The 19545-nt window shown below is 60.1% G+C and carries 18 protein-coding genes; 10 read left to right on the forward strand and 8 right to left on the reverse strand.

The features are described from left to right. The first annotated feature begins 1 nt into the window (after position 1). The 5 genes from GPL81_RS13885 to GPL81_RS13900 all read left to right on the forward strand — a co-directional run bounded on the left by GPL81_RS13885 (position 2) and on the right by GPL81_RS13900 (position 4691). Complete coding sequence (locus GPL81_RS13885) at positions 2-2473, forward strand: ABC transporter permease (RefSeq protein ID WP_160107252.1); 2472 nt, start codon at positions 2-4, stop codon at positions 2471-2473. Next, on the forward strand, positions 2463-3536 hold the full coding sequence (locus tag GPL81_RS13890; protein WP_160107189.1) for a lipocalin-like domain-containing protein: 1074 nt from the start codon (positions 2463-2465) through the stop codon (positions 3534-3536). Before GPL81_RS13885 ends, GPL81_RS13890 begins: the two co-directional genes overlap by 11 nt. Positions 3537-3598: 62 nt before the next feature. Further along, positions 3599-3841, forward strand: a complete 243-nt coding sequence (locus tag GPL81_RS13895; protein WP_160107190.1) for a hypothetical protein — start codon at positions 3599-3601, stop codon at positions 3839-3841. A gap of 11 nt (positions 3842-3852) precedes the next feature. Continuing rightward, complete coding sequence (locus GPL81_RS31085) at positions 3853-4020, forward strand: hypothetical protein (RefSeq protein WP_178122592.1); 168 nt, start codon at positions 3853-3855, stop codon at positions 4018-4020. Positions 4021-4106: 86 nt separating this feature from the next. After that, positions 4107-4691, forward strand: coding sequence for a hypothetical protein (locus GPL81_RS13900; RefSeq protein WP_160107191.1), 585 nt, complete (start codon positions 4107-4109; stop codon positions 4689-4691). 380 nt (positions 4692-5071) lie between these two features. On the opposite strand, the gene GPL81_RS13905 is transcribed toward GPL81_RS13900, so the two are convergent. Continuing rightward, positions 5072-5590, reverse strand: a complete 519-nt coding sequence (locus tag GPL81_RS13905) for an Hcp family type VI secretion system effector (RefSeq protein WP_160107192.1) — start codon at positions 5588-5590, stop codon at positions 5072-5074. Positions 5591-5919: 329 nt separating this feature from the next. On the opposite strand from GPL81_RS13905, the gene GPL81_RS13910 reads away from it, so the two are divergent. Next, positions 5920-6597, forward strand: a complete 678-nt coding sequence (locus GPL81_RS13910) for a type 1 glutamine amidotransferase domain-containing protein (protein ID WP_160107193.1) — start codon at positions 5920-5922, stop codon at positions 6595-6597. A 56-nt stretch (positions 6598-6653) separates the two neighbouring features. Here GPL81_RS13910 and hglS read toward each other — a convergent pair whose 3' ends face one another. The 3 genes from hglS to GPL81_RS13925 all read right to left on the reverse strand — a co-directional run bounded on the left by hglS (position 6654) and on the right by GPL81_RS13925 (position 10801). Further along, positions 6654-8033: a 2-oxoadipate dioxygenase/decarboxylase HglS gene (gene hglS / locus GPL81_RS13915; protein WP_160107194.1), complete on the reverse strand. Its 1380-nt coding sequence runs from the start codon at positions 8031-8033 to the stop codon at positions 6654-6656. Between the two features lie 337 nt (positions 8034-8370). Beyond that, positions 8371-9327: an alpha/beta fold hydrolase gene (locus GPL81_RS13920; protein WP_096512360.1), complete on the reverse strand. Its 957-nt coding sequence runs from the start codon at positions 9325-9327 to the stop codon at positions 8371-8373. Positions 9328-9349: 22 nt separating this feature from the next. Next, entirely contained in the window at positions 9350-10801 is a 1452-nt protein-coding gene (locus tag GPL81_RS13925) for a flavin-containing monooxygenase (protein ID WP_160107195.1), read from the reverse strand. Positions 10802-11111: 310 nt separating this feature from the next. Between GPL81_RS13925 and GPL81_RS13930 the strand changes: the two genes are divergently transcribed. Beyond that, a complete protein-coding gene (locus GPL81_RS13930; protein ID WP_160107196.1) occupies positions 11112-12185 on the forward strand; it encodes a diguanylate cyclase in 1074 nt (357 codons plus the stop codon). Positions 12186-12857: 672 nt separating this feature from the next. Beyond that, on the forward strand, positions 12858-13160 hold the full coding sequence (locus tag GPL81_RS13935) for a hypothetical protein (protein ID WP_160107197.1): 303 nt from the start codon (positions 12858-12860) through the stop codon (positions 13158-13160). 146 nt (positions 13161-13306) lie between these two features. On the opposite strand, the gene GPL81_RS13940 is transcribed toward GPL81_RS13935, so the two are convergent. The 3 genes from GPL81_RS13940 to GPL81_RS13950 form a co-directional block, all read right to left on the reverse strand. Continuing rightward, a complete protein-coding gene (locus GPL81_RS13940) occupies positions 13307-14176 on the reverse strand; it encodes an isocitrate lyase/PEP mutase family protein (RefSeq protein WP_096512354.1) in 870 nt (289 codons plus the stop codon). Between the two features lie 127 nt (positions 14177-14303). Beyond that, entirely contained in the window at positions 14304-15338 is a 1035-nt protein-coding gene (gene astA, locus GPL81_RS13945) for an arginine N-succinyltransferase (protein WP_160107198.1), read from the reverse strand. 61 nt (positions 15339-15399) lie between these two features. Beyond that, entirely contained in the window at positions 15400-16416 is a 1017-nt protein-coding gene (locus tag GPL81_RS13950; protein ID WP_160107199.1) for an arginine N-succinyltransferase, read from the reverse strand. Between the two features lie 584 nt (positions 16417-17000). Here GPL81_RS13950 and GPL81_RS13955 point away from each other — a divergent pair. Further along, positions 17001-17573 carry a histidine phosphatase family protein gene (locus tag GPL81_RS13955; RefSeq protein ID WP_160107200.1) on the forward strand — a complete coding sequence of 191 codons (573 nt, stop codon included), beginning with the start codon at positions 17001-17003 and terminating at the stop codon, positions 17571-17573. Next, positions 17573-18328 carry a precorrin-6A synthase (deacetylating) gene (gene cobF / locus GPL81_RS13960; protein WP_160107201.1) on the forward strand — a complete coding sequence of 252 codons (756 nt, stop codon included), beginning with the start codon at positions 17573-17575 and terminating at the stop codon, positions 18326-18328. Before GPL81_RS13955 ends, cobF begins: the two co-directional genes overlap by 1 nt. A gap of 149 nt (positions 18329-18477) precedes the next feature. Here cobF and ftrA read toward each other — a convergent pair whose 3' ends face one another. Then, entirely contained in the window at positions 18478-19452 is a 975-nt protein-coding gene (gene ftrA, locus GPL81_RS13965) for a transcriptional regulator FtrA (RefSeq protein ID WP_096512349.1), read from the reverse strand. Positions 19453-19545: the final 93 nt, after the last annotated feature.

Genomic DNA, 19545 nt, shown 5'->3' on the forward strand with positions numbered 1-19545 from the left:
AGTGCGCATTTTTCGCGAAACCCTGCGGGCGTTGCTCAGTCACTGGCGGCAACACCCGGTGCAGTTCTTCAGCGTGCTGACCGGCTTGTGGCTGGCCACCAGTCTGTTGACCGGCGTGCAGGCGCTGAACAGTCAGGCGCGGGACAGCTATGCCCGGGCCAGTCAATTGATTGGCGGCGAACCCCAGGCCAGCCTCAGTGCGCCCACCGGTGCAACCTTCCCGCAACAATGGTTCGTCGACCTGCGGCGTGCCGGTTGGCCGGTGTCACCTGTGTTGCAGGGACGACTGACGCTCAAGGGCCATGAGGATCAGCGTCTACAGCTGATGGGCATCGAGCCAGTGTCGCTGCCGGCGGGTGCCTCCGTGGCCGGACAGGCATTGGCCATGGAGCAGGTGGTCGAGTTTTTCACCCCGCCGGGCAGCACCTGGATTTCGCCGCAGACCTTGCAAGCCTTGGGGCTGACGGAGGGCGATCGTCCGCTGGGGGTGAACGGTCAGGCATTACCGCCGTTGCATGCTCAGGCGGACATGGCTCCAGGCGTATTGCTGGTGGACATCGGGTTTGCCCAGCGGATTCTCGGTTTACCGGATCAGGTATCGCGCCTGCTGCTGCCCAAGGGTTTTACCGCGACACTGCCCGAGCCATTCAAGGGGCAATTGCAGTTCAAGAGCAGCGGCGAAGAAAACAATCTGGCGCGCCTGACCGAGAGCTTTCATCTGAATCTCGATGCCCTGGGATTTCTATCGTTCGTGGTCGGCCTGTTCATTGTGCATGCGGCCATCGGACTGGCGCTGGAACAGCGTCGAGGCTTGCTGCGAACACTGCGCGCCTGCGGCGTGAGCGCGCGGATGCTGATCGCCTGCCTCGCTGTCGAGTTAGGTGTGTTGGCCTTGATCGGTGGCGTGGCCGGTGTGGTGAGTGGCTACCTGTTGGCCAGCGTGTTGCTGCCGGATGTCGCCGCCAGCCTGCGCGGTTTGTATGGTGCCGAAGTGGCGGGGCAATTGAGCCTGAGTCCGCTGTGGTGGTTCAGCGGCATCGGCCTGAGCCTGCTGGGCGCCTTGTTCGCCGGCGCCAACAGTTTGTGGCGGGCGGCGCGCTTGCCGCTGTTGGCCCTGGCCGACCCGCAGGCCTGGCATCAGGCCCACGCACGCTGGTTGCGCCGTCAGGGTTGGGTGGCGGCGCTGGCCTTGGCGATCGCGTTGCTGGCATTGCTTGGCGGAGACAGCCTGGCCAGCGGTTTCGTATTGATGGCCACGCTGTTGCTGGGCGCGGCACTGGCGCTGCCGGTGGTACTCAACACCGTGCTCAACGGGCTGCTCCCTCGCAGCCATTCGGTGCTCGGCCAATGGTTTGTCGCCGATTGCCGCCAGCAATTACCCGCCCTGAGCCTGGCGTTGATGGCGCTGCTGTTGGCACTCGCAGCCAACATCGGCGCCGGCAGCATGACCGCCGGTTTTCGCCAGACCTTCAGCCATTGGCTCGAACAACGACTGACCGCCGAGCTCTACCTCAATCCGCAAAACCCGGCGCAGGCCAGGGAGCTGCTCACCTGGCTCAAGCAACAGCCGCCAATCACGGCGGTGCTGCCCAACTGGCAGGTGTCGATCCAGCTGCAAGGCTGGCCCACGGACGTCTTCGGCGTCATCGATCATCCGACGTATCGCCAGCACTGGCCGCTGCTGGAAGCGCTGGGCGACACGCCCTGGGAGCACCTGGCCACGGACGATGCATTGATGCTCAGCGAACAACTCGCCCGGCGCCTGAAAGTACGATTGGGCGATCACCTGACGATTCCCACGCCCAATGGCCCATGGTCGCCGCGCATCGTCGGGATCTATGCCGACTACGGCAATCCGAAGGGGCACGTGCTGGTCAACGTCAACCATTTGCTGCGCGGCTGGCCGCAATTGACGCCGAGTCGCTTCAACCTGCGCATCGAACCGGCTTCGATTCCCTCGTTCGTGAAGGCACTGCAAGAGCGTTTCGCCCTGGAGGACAGCCGCATTGTTGATCAGGCCAGGCTCAAGGGGTGGTCCACGCAAGTGTTCGAAAGGACGTTCGCCGCCACCGCCGCACTCAACAGCCTGACCCTCTGCGTGGCCGGGGTGGCGCTGTTCATCAGTCTGTTGACCCAAAGCCAGAGCCGTCTCGGGCAACTGGCGCCGCTATGGGCGCTGGGCGTGACGCGCCGGCAACTGATGCTGCTCAACCTCGGGCAAACCTGGTTACTGGCGCTGTTGACGCTGGTGCTGGCATTGCCGCTGGGCATAGCGTTGGCGTGGTGCCTGGACACGGTGATCAATGTGCAGGCCTTTGGTTGGCGCCTGCCGTTGCGGGTATTTCCGCTGCAATTGCTGCAATTGATGGGGTTGGCACTGGTGGCGACGGTGCTGGCCTCGGCGTGGCCGCTGTACGCGTTGCATCGCACGCAACCGGCGGACTTATTGAGGACGTTTGCCCATGAGGATTAAGTTCGCCGGCGTGCTGCTGACCTTGCTATTGAGTGGCTGCGATCAATCAGGGCCCGTGGAAAAAGGCTTTGCGGGGATGGGCAATCAAGCGTCTGCGTTCACGGCGGTGGTGCCCGGTCGGGTGTTCGGCTTTCCGGCGGATCACGGCCCCCACGACGGGTTTCGCATCGAATGGTGGTACGTCACCGCCAACCTCAAGGACGAGCAGGGCCATGAATTCGGTGCGCAGTGGACGCTGTTTCGCAGTGCCTTGAAAGCCACCCCTGAAGTGGCGGGTTGGGAAAACCAGGTGGTTTGGCTCGGTCACGCGGCCGTGACGTCGGCGACGGTGCATCACGCTGCCGAACGCTACGCCCGTGGTGGCGTCGGCCAGGCCGGTGTCCGCCTGGCGCCGTTCAATGCATGGATTGACGACTGGCGTTTCAGCAGCCGGTCGAGTGACGCCGACCCGCTGGCCGACGTGCAACTGAGTGTCCGTGACAAGTCATTCAGCTATCAACTGCGGCTGACGTCGAATCAGCCCCTGGTGCTGCAAGGGGACAAGGGCTTCAGCCAGAAATCCGAACAAGGCCAGGCGTCGTACTACTACAGCCAGCCGTTTTTCCAGGCCAGCGGCCTGCTGGAGATCGACGGCAAGCCCTATCAGGTCAGTGGACCCGCATGGCTCGACCGCGAATGGAGCAGTCAACCATTGACCGCCAGCCAGACCGGCTGGGACTGGTTTTCCCTGCACCTGGACAGCGGCGAGCAGGTGATGCTCTATCGGATGCGGCAAAAGGACGGTGAACCTTACCTCACCGGCACGTGGACCGATGCCATGGGCCAGACGCAACTGTTGCACGCCACCGACATTCGGCTCATCCCGCAAGACACCACCCGCGTTGCCGGGCGCTCGATGCCCGTACGCTGGTCGATCCTGATTCCCGGCAAGCACCTGGACATCGTCATCAGCGCGCTCAATCCCAAGGCCTGGATGGATTTGCGCATTCCCTATTGGGAAGGCCCGGTGCAATTGAGCGGCAGCCATGGCGGGCAGGGGTATCTGGAAATGACCGGTTATTGAGTCGGAACTCCCGGCAGCGCGCCGGCCTCAAAAATCCAGAAGCCCTTTGACCGGAGCCTGCCATGCGCGAAGACCTCACACCGCCCGACCTCGATGCGTGGCAGCGCCTGTTCGAAGACGAGGCTTACTGGCAACAGTCCCCCGACGCCCATTATCAGCAGCTACTGGATCTGGCCGATGACCTGTTGGGGCAGGGCGCCATTGACCTTGAACAATGGCAGGACCTGAAGGCCAGGGCGGAGCAATCCCATATGGATTCACCGGGCATCAACGTGGCCCGGGAAGTCGACGATCCCGAAACCTGAGGAACGCAGCCATGAAACCCGCGCCAGATACCAAACACCCCGACGAGCCACGGCCACCCGGAGAGGTTGAGCGTGACAATGACGCCTTGCGCCCCACCGACCCGACCCGGCGCAAGGAAAGCGGCAAAGGAACGGCCAGCGGAGAATCGACGGCACAAGAAACTGCGAAGCGTTCCTGATCAGCGTCTATGCTCATCGGCACGGTCGGCGCTTGATCGCAATTGAGCGCCGTTCGTTGCCATCAATCACAGGGAACGTTCAGCCTATGAAACGTCACGCACTGACCAAAGCCATTACCCTCGCTACCTTGCTGTCAGCGGCCAGCTTCAGCGTCGTTGCCGCCGATATTCCGCTGTCCGCTGTCGTGGAAGCCGATCAGATCACCACCAAAGTCGTCTCGGTGGATGCGGCCAACCATCAAGTCGTCCTTGAGGGGCCGGAAGGTCGTCAGGCCACTGTGCAATTGACCGAAAAGGCCAAAAACCTCGACAAATTGAAACCCGGCGATCAGGTCGATATCAAAGTCACCCGCGCCGTGGCGGCCTACCTCGATACCGATGTCGACAAGGGCTTGCCAGGCAGCACTGAGCGCACTGGCGAAGTCCGTGCCGCCCCGGGCAGTGCCAACCCAGGGGGGGAAGCCTATCGCCAGGTGAAGGTGCAGCTGAAAATCACCGGCATTGATGTGAAGAACAATCGGGTGACCTTTGAGAACCCGAAAGGACAGTCCAAAACCGTGGATGTAGAACGTCCGGAAGTTCAGGCCAAGTTGAAGGGATTGAAAGTCGGACAGAGCGTTTATGTGACCTACACCGACATACTGACAGTGACCAGCAAACGCGGAAGTTGAGTGCCATTGCTGTTGTTGATTGTTCCTGTACAGCTTCTTGTATAGGAATAATCACTTCTTTATGGACGAACCGGTGAGTTCTACCGGTCTGCCCAAGTAATATTCAAGCTGACATTTTATAAGAATGTATCTGCAAATTTCATGTTTTCAGGCGCGGACATATTCATTGACTTCAATTAAAATACACCCCGTTCGCCCAGTGTTACGGCTCTTTACCAGTGCATGGATTGCCGAGGCCACTGCACTGGGCGAACACCTTCCGGAGTGTGTTGTGAATTTTCAACCGTCCTGTAAATAAAAAGGGTGATCATTCGATCACCCTTTCTTATTGCACATCGAATGCCGTCGTGCTGGGGGCAGTACACGGCAACTTTCGGTATTTAGTCGATTTTTTGTTTGCGCCAATCATCAGCGCCGGAAGTAGCGGCGACCTCGTGGGACCAATTGATTCGACGATAGCTGAAATGTACGTCTTGCAGGTGGGTGAAGTGTGAGGTTGCCGGATCTTGGCAGTTGTGCATGTAGTCTTTGATATGGACGATTTTCGCGTCTTCAAGTTTGGTGGTGTAGTAGTGTTCTTGCTTGCCATTGGCGGAGGTGCGGTACCACTTGATTTCGACCGACGTAATTTCCTCGCCTTTGCAAAGGGCCTCCAGCAGTAATGGTGAGGATTTGTCGAACACTTTGGTAATCACCATGGGTTTGTGTACGCGCAGCCCTGTTGGTTGGCCTGCCTGAGTATCACGCGGGATCGTCACTTCATGGCTGAATGCCTGAACCATGACTTCATTTTCGTGACCTTCCTGAAACGTATTACCTACGGATTCGACAGTGTATGCGCCTTGGGTCATCAGACCTGAATCTTTTCCGATGACAGACATATACGCGGGGGTAGCCATGGATGCTCTCCTTGCTAGAGTTTAGTGAGACTCCCGAAAGGCCGTTGCGCCTGGTGGGGGCCTGACGGTTAACAAGGTCCGTGCCACAAGCCACGAAGCCCCTCAAATCAACGGGTCGAGCATTTCCCGGCAAGGTGCTACCTCAGGATCAGCCGATATTCGCGCGCAAAGTTGCGCAGCACGTGGCATCGGCTTGCGCACCTGTTGAAAGGTCTTTGCGACCGAACGATGAACCTCGCACCAAGGTCTTACGCCAGGATCAACGCGCAGCTTCTTGCGCATCACCGCAATAAGCCACCCCCGCAGTCCCGAGACGGAGTGAAGACGACATGAAAATCCTGATGGTTTTAACGTCCCACGATCAATTGGGTAACACCGGCAAGAAAACCGGCTTCTGGCTGGAAGAATTCGCGGCACCGTATTACGCCTTCAAGGATGCCGGCGTGCAGTTGACCCTGGCTTCGCCCAAGGGCGGCCAGCCACCGCTGGACCCGAAAAGCGACGAGCCCGATTTTCAAACCGAGGCTACCGAGCGTTTTCGCAAGGATCCTGCTACCCAGTCCGCGTTGGCCTCGACCGTCCTGCTCAGTTCCGTGAAGGCCGGTGATTACGATGCGGTCTTCTATCCCGGCGGGCATGGCCCGCTCTGGGACCTGGCCGAAGACAAGCATTCGATCGCCCTGATCGAAGCGTTCTACAACGCCGGTAAACCGGTTGCGACCGTTTGCCATGCCCCCGGAGTATTGCGTCATGCCAAGGACGTGAATGGCCAGCCGTTGGTTAAGGGCAAGAAGGTCACCGGATTCACCAACAGCGAAGAAGAAGCGGTGCAGCTGACCAATGTCGTGCCGTTTCTGGTGGAGGATGAGCTCAAGGCCAAGGGCGGGATCTTTTCCAAAGGGCCTGATTGGGCGAGCTATGTGCTCACCGATGGTCTGTTGCTGACGGGGCAGAATCCGGCGTCGTCGCAGGCGGCGGCGGAAGCCTTGTTGGCGAAGTTGAAGTAATCACAAACCCTGTGGGAGCACGGCTTGCNNGCAAGCCGTGCTCCCACAGGTCCGCGTCAGTCCGCCAGTGCGGCAAAACACTGCTCGATCGACCGCCGCTGCGTCTCTGCATACAGCCCCAATTCATCAATGGTCGGCCGTCCCAGCGCCTTTTCGAACGCTTGCTGGTTGGAATGCACGCCATAGCGGGTTTGCGCGGCGTCCCCCAGGTTTGACTGGAAGATTCCCGCCGCGCTGACCGGCAGGAAGTCTTCGTACACCAAGGGTTCAACCCGCAGATAGCCACCGCTGACCAGCGCTTCCAGGGGCAAGGTTTTCAGTTCGGCTGCCGCCAGGCCTTTTTCCGTCACGAAGTAGCGAAAGTACGCCAGTTCCTGTTGGCGCATGCCCTCGTACGTGTCAGGAAATTCACTGAAGTGCTGCACCATCAACGCGTTGTAGCGCGCGGCGTTGGCTTCGTTGGGGAAGTCCTTGAGTTCGTCCCGGGCGGCATTGAGCAAGCGGTCATACAACGCCCGGCCTTTGGGGGTGAGGGCGGCGCCGCGTTGTTCGATCTCGCCGAAGCGGGCACTGTGGCTGCCGCGGGACTCGGTCTGGTCGGTGAAAGCGACCGGTTCGTCGAGTGCCTTGAAGCTGGTCTGGCGTAGCAGGATCGGGCACTGGCGGCGGGGCGGGCCTTCGATCACCGCCTTGGGGGTGATGCCGTGAACCGGCATCTGTGCCTGGACGATGTCGATGTCCAGGGTGCGGGGTGTCAGGTGATTGATGTGCGGACCTTTGAACGCCACGACATCGGCAATCAGCCGATGCTGGGCGCTGAGCGTCCGGTATTGTTCGGCGGTGACCGTGGCGCTGTGGTGCCAACGGAAGGTTTCCAGCGCCTGCTCGACGAATTCCCCGGCCTCCTGGTCGGTGAGACCGCCCTGGGTTTCGGCGTGGTCAATGAGTTTCAGCGCGGCAGGGGTGAAGATCGACCGCTTGTCCAGCACCGACTGGGCAAACGCCCGCAGTTCCAGGTCTTCGATCAATTCCAGACGCAACAGTGAGGTGAACACGCGGAACGGGCTGACCTGCAACGCCGCTTCATGCACCGCGCGAAACGCCGTGGAATGCACCGGTACCCCGGCCGGGGTCAGGTCGTAATAACCCACCGGCTGCATGCCCATCACCGCGAACAGGCGGGCGAGGGTTGCCAGTTCAGCAGCGGTGCCGACGCGGATCGCGCCATGGCGTTCCAGGTCCAGGCGCTCGATTTCGCCGGTGCTGTTCAACTGTCGGGCCACTTGCGGATCGCTGTCGAGCACATGACGGTTGGTCTGTTCCACCAGCTCCATCAACGCGCCGTACAGTGGCACTTCTTCGCGGTACATGTCGGACATCGCTTTGGAGAAGCGTTGGCGGATCAGGTCGGGGCTGACGAAGCTCGGGTGATTCATGAACAGGTTTCCTGGCGCGGTGACGTGAAGGATGGGAGAAAAGATCGCAGCCTTCAGCGGCGCCGACAAACGAAGTTTCTGACGAACTTCATTCTGCAAAGGACTGCATCCTGTAGGAGTTGTCGAGTGCAACGAGGCTGCGATCCCTGTAGGAGCTGTCGAGTGAAACGAGGCTGCGATCGGCTGCGCAGCAGTCGTAAAATCGGGCAGTGTGGTGTATCAGGAAAAATATGCATGCTGGGTTTACGACTGCTTCGCAGCCGATCGCAGCCTCGTTTCACTCGTCAGCTCCTACAGGTCCAACAAGTCCAAAAGGTCCTACAGGTCCTACGGTTTTTTAGTGCAGTCGTTGATCCTGAGGGCTCTCCGAACGCAGCGATGCCAAAAACTCCCGATACAGGCGTGCCGAACCGGCGGGTGCCTCGACCATTGGCATGTGGCCGATGCCTTCCCAGATTTCCACTCGCAGATCGGCAATGCCTTTGCTCCAGATGGCGACGCTGCTGACATCGATCAAGCGATCCTTGCGCCCCCACAACAACAACGCCGGGGCCTTGATTGCCGGCAGTTTCGGCTCCATCGGCGGGCTGGCGCGAAAATCGCGGAAGATTTCTTCCAGTTCGTCGCGCGACTGTTCATAGCGATGGGCGATGGCGTCCAGTACCACCCGTGGTACCCACGGGGGATCGGCCATCGTCATGGCATAAAAATATTTGAACTCTTCCCGCGAGTTGATCAGGAACGGGTTGTGACCGCGGAACAAATGGTGTTCCAGATCACTGGGCTCGGGCGAGGCGACGCCCGCCGGGTCAAACAGGGCGACCGAGACAATCCGTTCCGGGTAATTGGCCGCTAGCCAGGCCGCGATGTAGCCGCCCATCGAATTGCCGATCACATGGACCTTCTCGACCCCGCAGACATCCAGCAACTGGATCATGCGCTTGGCCTGCAACGGGATGTCATAGCCGCCACCGGCCTTGAAGCCGGTTTCGCCATGGCCGGCGATGTCGGGGATGATCACCCGGTAATTGCCGACAAAGTACCGGGCAAAACGCAGCCAGATATTTTTATCGGCGCTGTAGCCGTGAAGCATCAACACATTGCTGGAGGCCTCGTACGGGCCGCCTTGCCAGGTCGAGACGGTCATTTCGGTGATGGGCACGACAATCTTGTGCAACTTGTACAACCTGGCCTCGGCGGCCACGCTCAAGTCGTACAGCCAGTACCCGATGGCCGGGTAGCTCAACCAGCTCCAGGCCGCGAAAACCGCGATAGCGACAACCAGTAAAAGCATCAGGCGTCTTCCTTCTGAAGGATCAGGACAATATGTGATCGGCGGGTTTCAGGGCTCGAGTCATACGGTGAAAGCTGAAACTGAACCCCGGAAATATGGCAATCACATGACCGCTCTTGCTTTGATACCAACTGTGGCAGCCTCCGGACTTCCACACCGTGCGCTCCATTTCTCTATGGATCATTTCAGTGTAGGTACGTTCTGCCTCGGGGCGTACTTCGATGCTGCGCAAACCTTGTGCTTTTAACGTGCGAATGCAGTCGAGGATGTAGTTCATCTGCGATTCGATGATGAACTGCGCCGACGTGTGGCCAATGCCGGTGTTCGGGCCGGTGACGATAAACAGGTTGGGAAAGTCTGGCAGGCTGGTGCCGAGATAGGCTCGGGGATACTCGGCCCAGACGTTTCGCAGTTGCGTGCCGTTTTTGCCGGTGACGGGGTAGGAAATCACCCCGTCGGTGGCGTCGTATCCAGTGGACCAGACGATCAGGTCGAGGTCGATGTGCTGGCCGTCCTGCATGACGATACCGGTTTCGTCGATCTCGGCGATGCCCTGTTCGCGACTGTGCAGCGTGACGTTGCGGCGGGCCAGTGCCGGGTACAGCGTGCTCGACAAAATGATCCGTTTACAGCCGATGGTGTAATCCGGTGTCAGTTTTCGCCGCAGTTCGGCGTCCGGTACCTGGCGCTTGATGAAGCGCAGGGCCTGAAGCTGGACCATGCGCACCGCCGGTTTCGAGTATTTGAAGGCAATCACCCGGGTTTCGAATTGCCAGTAGATCATCCAGCGCAGCAGCTTGTAGGCCGGCTTGAGCCCGAGCAGCCAACGCTGGAAGCGGCCAAAGCGGCGGTCCGGCCGGGGCAATACCCAATGTGGGGTGCGCTGGAACACATGCAGGTGCCCGACATCCGGCGCAATGGCCGGGATGACCTGCGCTGCACTGGCGCCACTGCCGACGATGGCCACGCGTTTTTGCCGGTAATCGTAGGAATGGTCCCAGTCATTGGTGTGAAAGCTCTTGCCTTGAAAACGCTCCTGTCCCTTGAAGTGCGGCACCACCGGTTGACTCAGCGGCCCGGTGGCATTGATCAGGAACTGGGCGTGAAACGTGCCTTTGGTGGTGTGCACTGCCCAGCGTTTGCCGGCATTGTCCCATTCCACGCGCTCGACATTGGCTTGCAGTTCCACCCGGTCGCGCAGGCCGAAGCGTTCCACCACATATCGGGTGTAGCGATGCAGTTCGGCCTGTTCGGCGAACATCTGCGTCCAGCGGTAAGGGGCGAAGGACAGTGAGTAGAGCGGCGAGGGCACGTCGACCGCCGCGCCGGGATAGGTGTTCTGGCACCAGGTACCACCGAAGAAGTCCCGCCGTTCCAGCAGGCGAAAGTCAGTGATGCCGGCCTTGAGCAAATTGACCGCTGCACACTGCCCGCCAAAGCCGCTGCCGATGATCAACACCTGGAAGGTCTGCATGGGGCTCCCGTTTGTCGTTGTTTTTAGTTCCCTTCTTTCATGTATAGCCCCAATCGGCGGGGGCATTGCACTTGATCTTGTAGGAGCGAGCTGGCTCCGGGCGGCGTTCCGACGATGGACTCAAGGCTGACGCGTTTACCTAGAAAACCCGCGTCATCGTTAACGTCCATCGCGAGCAAGCTTGCTCCTACAGAACAGTGTGAATTCAGGCTGCCCTCCGGTGATGGCTATTTAACGTTACCCTGATAGACTTCGAGCACGCCTGTTATCCCCGTGAGATCAGGTTCCGTCCTGTGGTGCAGAGGTCCCAATGGGAAATATGGGAGGAAAAGGACTTTCGCTGGCCAGGAGGCTCTACACATCGCGCACCCTCGGTCTGGTCTTGGGATTGCTGTGCGTGAGCGTGGCGATGTACCCGTTGAACCCGGCGCCCTGGCTCTGGTGCTTGATGCTGTTCAATGGCTTGCTCTGGCCGCACCTGGCCTACCAATGGGCACGCCGGTCTACGACGCCTTACCATGCCGAACACCGTAATTTGCTGGTAGACGCCTTCATGGGTGGTTTCTGGGTCGTCGCCATGCACTTCAATCCGCTGCCCAGCGCCACCACCCTGTCCATGATGGCAATGAACAACGTGGCCATCGGTGGTTTGCGTTTTCTCCTGGCGGGCACCGTCGCGCAGATTCTTGGCATGCTCGCCGGATGGCTGATTTTCTTCCCGTTCTTCATCCCTGAAACCAGTCAACTTCAGCTATACGCCAGCTTGCCCCTGATGTGTTTTTATCCGTTGGCGCTGGGCTTGATCTGCTTTCGCCAGGCCCATGCCCTCGGCCGGCAGAAGCGTGAATTACTGGCCCTGAGCCGCACCGACAGCCTGACCGGCCTGCTCAATCACGGTGCCTGGAAGGACCAACTGGAAGTCGAGTTCCAGCGCTGCCAGCGCCAGCAGCAGGGCGGGGCGATTGCCCTGATCGACATCGATCATTTCAAAAGCATCAACGACACCTACGGTCACGTCGCCGGTGACATCGTGTTGCGGCATCTGAGCAAAATGCTCATGCAGAACCTGCGGGCCACCGATGTTGCCGGCCGTTACGGCGGCGACGAGTTCTGCGTGATTCTCCCGGACCTGCCGCTGAGCAGCGCCGCGGCCGTCATGGAAGCCCTGCGTGATCGATTCGCCACCTTGGGTTACGAGCAAACTCCGGCGCTGAATGTCAGCCTGAGTATCGGCCTGGCGGCCTTCAACCCCACCCACACCGACGCCACCTTATGGCTCAACGATGCCGATAACGCACTGTACGAAGCCAAGACTACCGGGCGTAATCGTGTTATCTGCTGCGGTGATGGTCGACCGCATCGCGAATTGCTCGACCCGGTCTGACATCCACTACACCCCTTTGTAGGAGCTGGCTTGCCAGCGAAGGCGGCCTGACAGCCGACCTGTCTTTTGCTGACCGGGTACATATCCATTCCTGTGGTAACGGCTGCTTATGGTTTCGTCCTGACGGACGACTCCCTTTGGCAAACGCCCCAAAGGAAGCAAAGGTCTCGCCCCGGCGTCCGGCCCCTCGCCAAGGCTCGGGGTTCCTTCGCTCCGGTATCCATCCGGGGACACTGCCCTCCGGTTGGCTTCGCTGCACCTACATGCAGCGTGTTCGACTGCGTCGAACGGCGCTGCGCGCCACTCCCCGGATGAACACCTCCACTCAGCCTACCGAAGGGGCGGGTGGATCAAGATCAAAAGCCAAAGCCAAAGCCAGGGCGTAGGAATGATCGATAATCGGCGCACAACTTTTCAAGACGTTTCCTACAACGTACCCTGTTGCCGCGTTTCGGCATCGACTCCTATAGTTCGGGCTCGCGGAAAATTCCGTGAACGACCTTGGCCGGTCGGTATCTGAAACGTCACAGTGCTGCAGGTTTTATGGCGGCTGTGCGCGGGACATCTTCGGGTGTGCCGGTTTTTCAGGTACCGGTCGGCCAACCCGCACACGGCTGCCACCTTAACTTCGTTTGGCCGCGAGTGGTGGTAGCTCAACCTGGAGTTACATGTATGTTCGACCAAGTCATGCCCCGTTACCTCCCCATCGACACCTACGACGCCACCCACCCGGTGCTCTTCATCAACACCCACAAAGAACTCAGCGACATGGCCGCTTGCGCCATGCACCGTTTCACGGTGGTTCGTGATCTGGCGGACACGTTGTCCAGCCTCAATCTCAAAGACATTTCCGATTGCGATCTGACGCGGGTGACGCGTGCCGTGCATTTGCTCATGCGCGAAGGCTGCGCGGTGCTGGATGTGATTCAGGCGAGGGCGTTGCAGCGGGAGGAGGGGTTCAAGGCTACTGTCTAGCAGTGTTTGACCTGACGCTATCGCGAGCAGGCTCGCTCCCACAGAGTAAGTGTCGTACACATGATTTGTGTTCGATACATTCCTTGTGGGAGCGAGCCTGCTCGCGATGGCGGTGTGTCAGGCGACGGAGCATTACCCGTTGCCCGTCACTCCTTGACGCTCATGAATTCCTCTGCCCAACGGATGTATTCCTCCGGCTGGGTATAGGTATGTGTCAGTTCGGTCGCGCTCAGGTCTGAGGCCTGGGTAAAGATCTGACGCTGTTCGCGCAGGCTGTCGTAGGTCGCCTTGATCGCGGCGAAGTAGGCGCCGTGGCCGTCGATAGTGACGCGAACGCCCAGTTCGGCCAGGCGTTTGTCGTCGCGCAGCGCCGGGTTGCCGTAGGTCACCAGCATCAGCGGTACGCTCAGGTGCTCGGCGATCTGTTCCAGGTGATCGAAGTCCTTCACGCCCACCATGCAAATGCCGTCTGCGCCAGCAGCCTGGTATTGCCGGGTTCGGCTGATGATTTCCTGGACCGGCAGAATCCCTGCATGGGTACGGGCAATGATCGCCATTTCCCGATCACACCGGGCTTCCAGTGCCGCGCGAATTTTGCCCACACCTTCGGCGACCGTGATCAGGTCGGTGGATTTTCGGCCGAATTGCGCCGGCAACAAGGTGTCTTCGATGGTCAGGGCCGCCACGCCGGCCCGTTCGAGTTCGACGATAGTGCGCATGACATTCAGTGCGTTGCCGTAGCCGTGGTCGGCGTCGGCAATTACCGGCAACTGGGCGACACGGCCGATGCGGGTAGCCTGCTCGGCGAACTCGCTGAGGGTGATCAAGGCAAAGTCAGGGGCGCCCAGCACCTGCAATGACGCGACCGAACCACCCAGGATGCCCACCTCGAACCCCAGGTCGGCGGCGATCCGTGCCGACATCGGGTCGAAGACCGATGCGGTGTGATAGCAGGTGTTGGAAGCGAGCAGTTGGCGAAAATTGCGGCGCAAATCTTGATGAGACAGCCTGGACATATGAGTTCCACCAATGGAAATGGAAGGGCTTGAGCAAAAGTGTCAACGCCGAAAGTGTTAGAGGCTATCACGGGTGCATGTTAGGAATGATGACGAATTTAACGTGATTGCTGCCTTTTTAACGCGATTACGCCGCCACGGCCCGCGCTTGTTGGTTGAGCAACAATACGCCGCGTACCGAATCACCGGGTTGCAGTTGCAGGCGTTTGGCGGTGAGACGATCGACCAGCAGGCTGTCGCCCACCTTTCGCGCCGGGGCGGTGGTGATGCGGCAGTTTTCCAGGCGCCGGTTGTGGATCAGCCACATCGGTGCCTCGTCGTCCGGGGTGCCGATGGTCAACGCCAGCAATTGACTGTCGCGCACGGTACGGATGTCGGGCACCGGGGCCTCGATGACTGGCCCGGCGTCGAAGATGTCGATGTAACCCTGGTGGGCAAAACCTTCGGCGGACAGGATTTTCAACGCCGGCTCGCTGTTCGCGTGAGGCTTGCCGATCACGGCCTGGGCCTGTTCGGTGAGCAGGCAGGTGTAAAGCGGTTGGCGTGGCATCAGCTCGGCGATGAACGACTTGTTGCCCAGCCACGACAAGTGATCGGCATGGCTGAAGTCCATTTTGAAAAAGTGGCGGCCCACGCTGTCCCAGAAAGGTGAACACCCTTGCTCATCGGCACTGCCGCGCAGTTCGGCGATGAGTTTGTCGCTGAACAGGTGCGGGAACTCCGCTACAAACAACAGGCGACCCAGGGAGAGCAGTCGACCGTGACCGCCCAGGCGTTGATCGGGGCGCAGGAACAATGAGCAGAGTTCCGATTGCCCCGTCATTTCATTGTTCAGGAACAGGGTCGGAATGTGCCGCCGGATGCCCAGGTCTGCCGAGGCGTTGACCGTCAGCCCGACCCGGTAGTTGTACCAGGGTTCGCGCAGGCCGACGGCCCCCGTCAGGGCGCTGACGCCTATCACTTGCTGTTCGTCGTCTTCAAGCACGAACAGGTAGTCGGCATCGGCGCGTTCGACCTGTTCGGCAAACGTCCGTTTCGCCCAACGCAGACGATGGCTCAGGCGCTCTTCGTTGGCCGGCAGGCTGCTCAATCCGCGGCCAGCCTGCCGGACCAGCGCGAGCAAAACGGGGAGGTCGGTGACCTGCACCGGACGGACAATCATGTTGAAGCTCCTCGTTCACACCGGTTCGGGCGTTGGCGTTGGGCACCGGGGCGACCTGGATTCACAGTGCTATCAGCCGGACAGGGCTGTGTTCCCTGATCTTCAGCGCTGCGCACATATCGGCGTCCAGGGTCACGGGTTGTCCGGCGATGAAGTCCAGGTCGGCGACGATGGCGCGATAGTTTTCCAACGAGTCATTGCTCACCAGGTAGCGGCCGCGGGCGTCGTTGACTGGGCCGGGTCGGACCAAAGCGGTGTGGCTGCGGGCAGTGGAACGGATGGCGCTGGTGCGTGCAATCAGCGTCGGGCCGCCATCGAACAGGTCGACATAGCTGTTGGTTTCGAACCCCTCGCGCTCCAGGATATCGAAGGCTTCCTGGCCATCGGGATGGATTCGCCCGATGCACTCTTGCGCGGCCTGGGGCAGCATCGGTACATAGATTGGGTACTGCGGCATCAATTCGGCGAGAAACGTCCGGCTTTCCAGGCCGCAAAGCCGTTCTGCCTCGACGTAGGGCAGGTCGAAGAAGTGCTTGCCTACGGCATCCCAGAACGGCGAATGGCCTTCATCATTGCTGTAGCCGACGATCTCGGTAATCACTACGTCGGAAAAACGCCGGGCGTGGGCGGCAATGAATAGCAGGCGAGCCCGTGACAAGAGCTCCGAGAACGCTGTGCGCTCCAGCGCTGCATCGATATGAAAACCGCGCAGCAAAGTATGGCCGCTGAGGTCATGGCACAGCGACAGCGCCGGTACGCCGTGCTCGATGTTCAGCTCCCGCGAGGCACTATTGAAATCGCGATTGCGCAGGCTGTAGAACGGTTCGCTGAAGCCGGCAGTGGCTAGGATTTCCGAGCAGCCCGCCAGACGCCGGGTCGCCAGGTCTTCCAGCACGAAGAAGTAGTTCTCGGGGCCGGGACTTTGCACGTCTTGTTCGAACGAAGTGCAGGAATCGAGAATTCTATCGCGAAGGCGTTCGCTGTCGTCCGGGAGGGACGTCACACCTACCAGGCTTTCGCGGGCAAGTCGCTGCAATTGGGGCAGGTCGGTTAATTGCACTGGACGCAAGACCAGCATGGATGCACTCCTGTATCAAAGGGCCCGGTGACTGGCATCGGGCCTGACTATCACTGTCGGTTTCCACGCGTTGAAACGGCGGTCGCCTTGTCAGGCTCCGCTCTTTTTTTGTCACTCGTTTTGGGTATATGGCCATCTGTGGCAACCGGCCCGGACCGTGCAATCGCAAGGGGGTATCGAGGTGCATATGGCGTTGCATTCGGACGGCGTCTGGTCCAGACCGGGATCGGCGATCGGGTCATTGAATGAAGGCATCCGGGCTCCTGCTGGATGGGTGTTGGTAATCCGTTGAAAGCAGTATTTAGTTAAGGCGCGCTCCATGTCTAGTTAATTTTCGCGCCGTTCTGAACACCCGATCAGGCTGCGGAGCCGCATCGGCAGAAGGCTACGCAGATGTCGATCTGCCTTGTAGGGCATAGCCTTTAAAGATGTCGGAGATGGCTATTGTTGTGAGATGAAATGCCTGACCGAACCCGTATCATTGGCTGAAACGAAACACCCCCGGTTAGCCCGGTTACGGCACAATTGCGCGATATTGCACGGCGAGACGCCGTTTTTCCTTGGCATCGACAGAGAGACTTTTCGTGCAGACGACCCGTTTGACCCTGATGTGCCACGCTCGAACCGTCGCACAAAAATTGGCGCGTTTTCCTACAAATGAGCCATTGGAAATGGATTGGCAATCGGCAAGGGGGTCGCGCAGTGCCCGATTCAAGGGGGCGCCGAGGCTGATGTGCGCTCCGGAACTGCGGACCCGGCAAACTGCCGGGCTGTTCGGCGATCGCGTGGAAATTGTCGAGGCACTCAGGGACTGCGATTTCGGGCGCTGGAACGGTGTACGCATCAGCGATCTGCAAAAAAACGAGCCCGAAGGGCTCGAGCGCTGGATTGCCGACCCGGACTCGGCGCCCCACGGTGGCGAATCAGTGGCGCACGTCGTCGAGCGGGTGGCGGCGTGGCTGGAGACGCTGCAGGCGACACCCGGTCATGTCGTCGCCGTGACTCATCCGTTTATCATCCGCGCCGCGCTGACGACCGTGTTGCAAGGTTCGGCGTTCAACCTGATTGATGTCGAGCCGTTGTCAGCCATCGAACTGAGGTTCACCGGGTGTTGGCGGCTGCGCTTGCCGGGCGCTGAGCCCGAAGGAACGCTTTGATGAAAAAACTCCTGGTCATCGGCATCGGCGCCGGCAATCCCGACTACATCACGATGCAGGCGGTGAAGGCGCTGAATCGGGTCGACGTGTTTTTCCTCATGGACAAGGGCCAGAGCAAGGACAAGCTGATCGACCTGCGCCGGGACATCTGCGAACGCTACATTACCGATCGTGATTACCGCTTTGTCGAGGCCCAAAGTCCGGAGCGCGAGCGAGGCGAGGTGGACTACAGGTCCAGTGTCGATGATCTGAACCTGGCCAAGCAGCGCACCTTTGAGCAACTGATCAACGAGCAAATGTCTGACGACCAGTGTGGCGGTTTCCTGGTATGGGGCGACCCGGCGTTGTACGACAGCACTATTCGCATCCTGCAGTCGATCCTGGCCAGCGGCGCCTGTGCGTTCGAGTTCGAGGTGATCCCCGGTATCACCAGCGTCCAGGCGCTGGCGGCGCAGCACAAGGTGCCGCTCAATCAGATTGGCCGCTCGGTCGAGATCACCACGGGCCGGCGACTGGCGGCGGGGCAGGTGAGCGATGCGGACAGCCTGGTGGTGATGCTCGATGCGCAGGATGCCTACCATCAGGTGGCGGATCAGGATACCGAGATTTATTGGGGGGCCTACCTGGGGACGCCGGATGAAATCCTGATCAGTGGCAAGCTCAAGGATGTGGCGGATGAGATCGAGCGGGTGCGCAAGGCGGCGCGGTTGGCCAATGGGTGGATCATGGATACTTATCTGTTGCGCAAGCCTTGAGGGGTTGGTTGCTGGTTCGGGCCTCATCGCGGGCAAGCCCGCTCCCACAGGGGCTGATGGTGTACACAAAATGAATGAACACCTTCAATACTTGTGGGAGCGGCGGTGCGACGATTCGACTTGCCCGCGATGGGGCCTTCAAGTTCACCTCAGGAAATGACCTTGACCCCGCGCCCAAACCGCTCCCGATACACCGACGGCGGCACGCCCACCACGCTGCGAAACGCCACCCGAAAGCTTTCCACCGAACGATAACCACAACGCTGGGCGATCTGCTCGGTGTTTTGATTCGTGCTTTCCAGCAGTTCACGGGCGCGGCCCAGGCGTTCGTGTTGCAACCATGTCTTGGGCGACTGGCCGCTGGCTTCGGTGAAGCGCCGCAGGAATGTGCGTTCACTCATGGCCGCTTCGCTCGCCAGGTCGCGCACCTCCAGCGGTTCATGCAGCCGCTCGCGTGCCCACTGCATGACGCGGGAAAGATCGCTGCGCGGTGTAGGACTGACCGGCGTGGGAATGAATTGCGCCTGGCCGCCGGTGCGTTGCGGTGACATCACCAGTCGCCGCGCCACGGCATTGGCCACCTGCGTGCCGAAGTCCCGTGCCACCAGATGCAGGCACGCATCGATGCCGGCTGCGCTGCCGGCCGAGGTGATCAATTGGCCCGAGTCGACGTACAACACGTCCGGGTCCACCACAATGTCCGGAAAGCGCTCGGCCAGTTCCGTGGTGTAGCGCCAATGAGTGGTAGCACCGTGACCATCGAGCAAGCCGGTGGCGGCCAATACGAATACCCCCGAGCAGATCGACAATAACCGCGCGCCACGGGTATGGGCCTGGCGCAGTGCCGCAAGCAACGCCTCGGGTACTGCAGCGTTGCGGTCGCGCCAGCCGGGAATGATGATGGTGCGGGCATGCCCGAGCAGTTCCAGGCCACCATCGGCCAATACCTGGATGCCACCCATGGCGCGCATCGGTCCTTGATCGACGGCGACGATTTGATGTTCGTACCAGGGAAAATCGAATTCCGGCCGTGCCAGACCGAAGATTTCCACGGCAATGCCGAACTCGAATGTACAGAGGCCGTCGTAGGCCAGAATGGCGACCAATCCAGGGGCAGGCTGCATTTGGCGGAAAATTCCCGGTGAGTGTCTTGTGCGCCACTGTAGCGGCAAGTGGCAGGCGGATAAAGTCTGCTCATACCCAATGACACCCTGGAG

It is taken from the genome of Pseudomonas izuensis (assembly GCF_009861505.1).
GTDB classification, from domain to species: Bacteria; Pseudomonadota; Gammaproteobacteria; order Pseudomonadales; family Pseudomonadaceae; genus Aquipseudomonas; species Aquipseudomonas izuensis.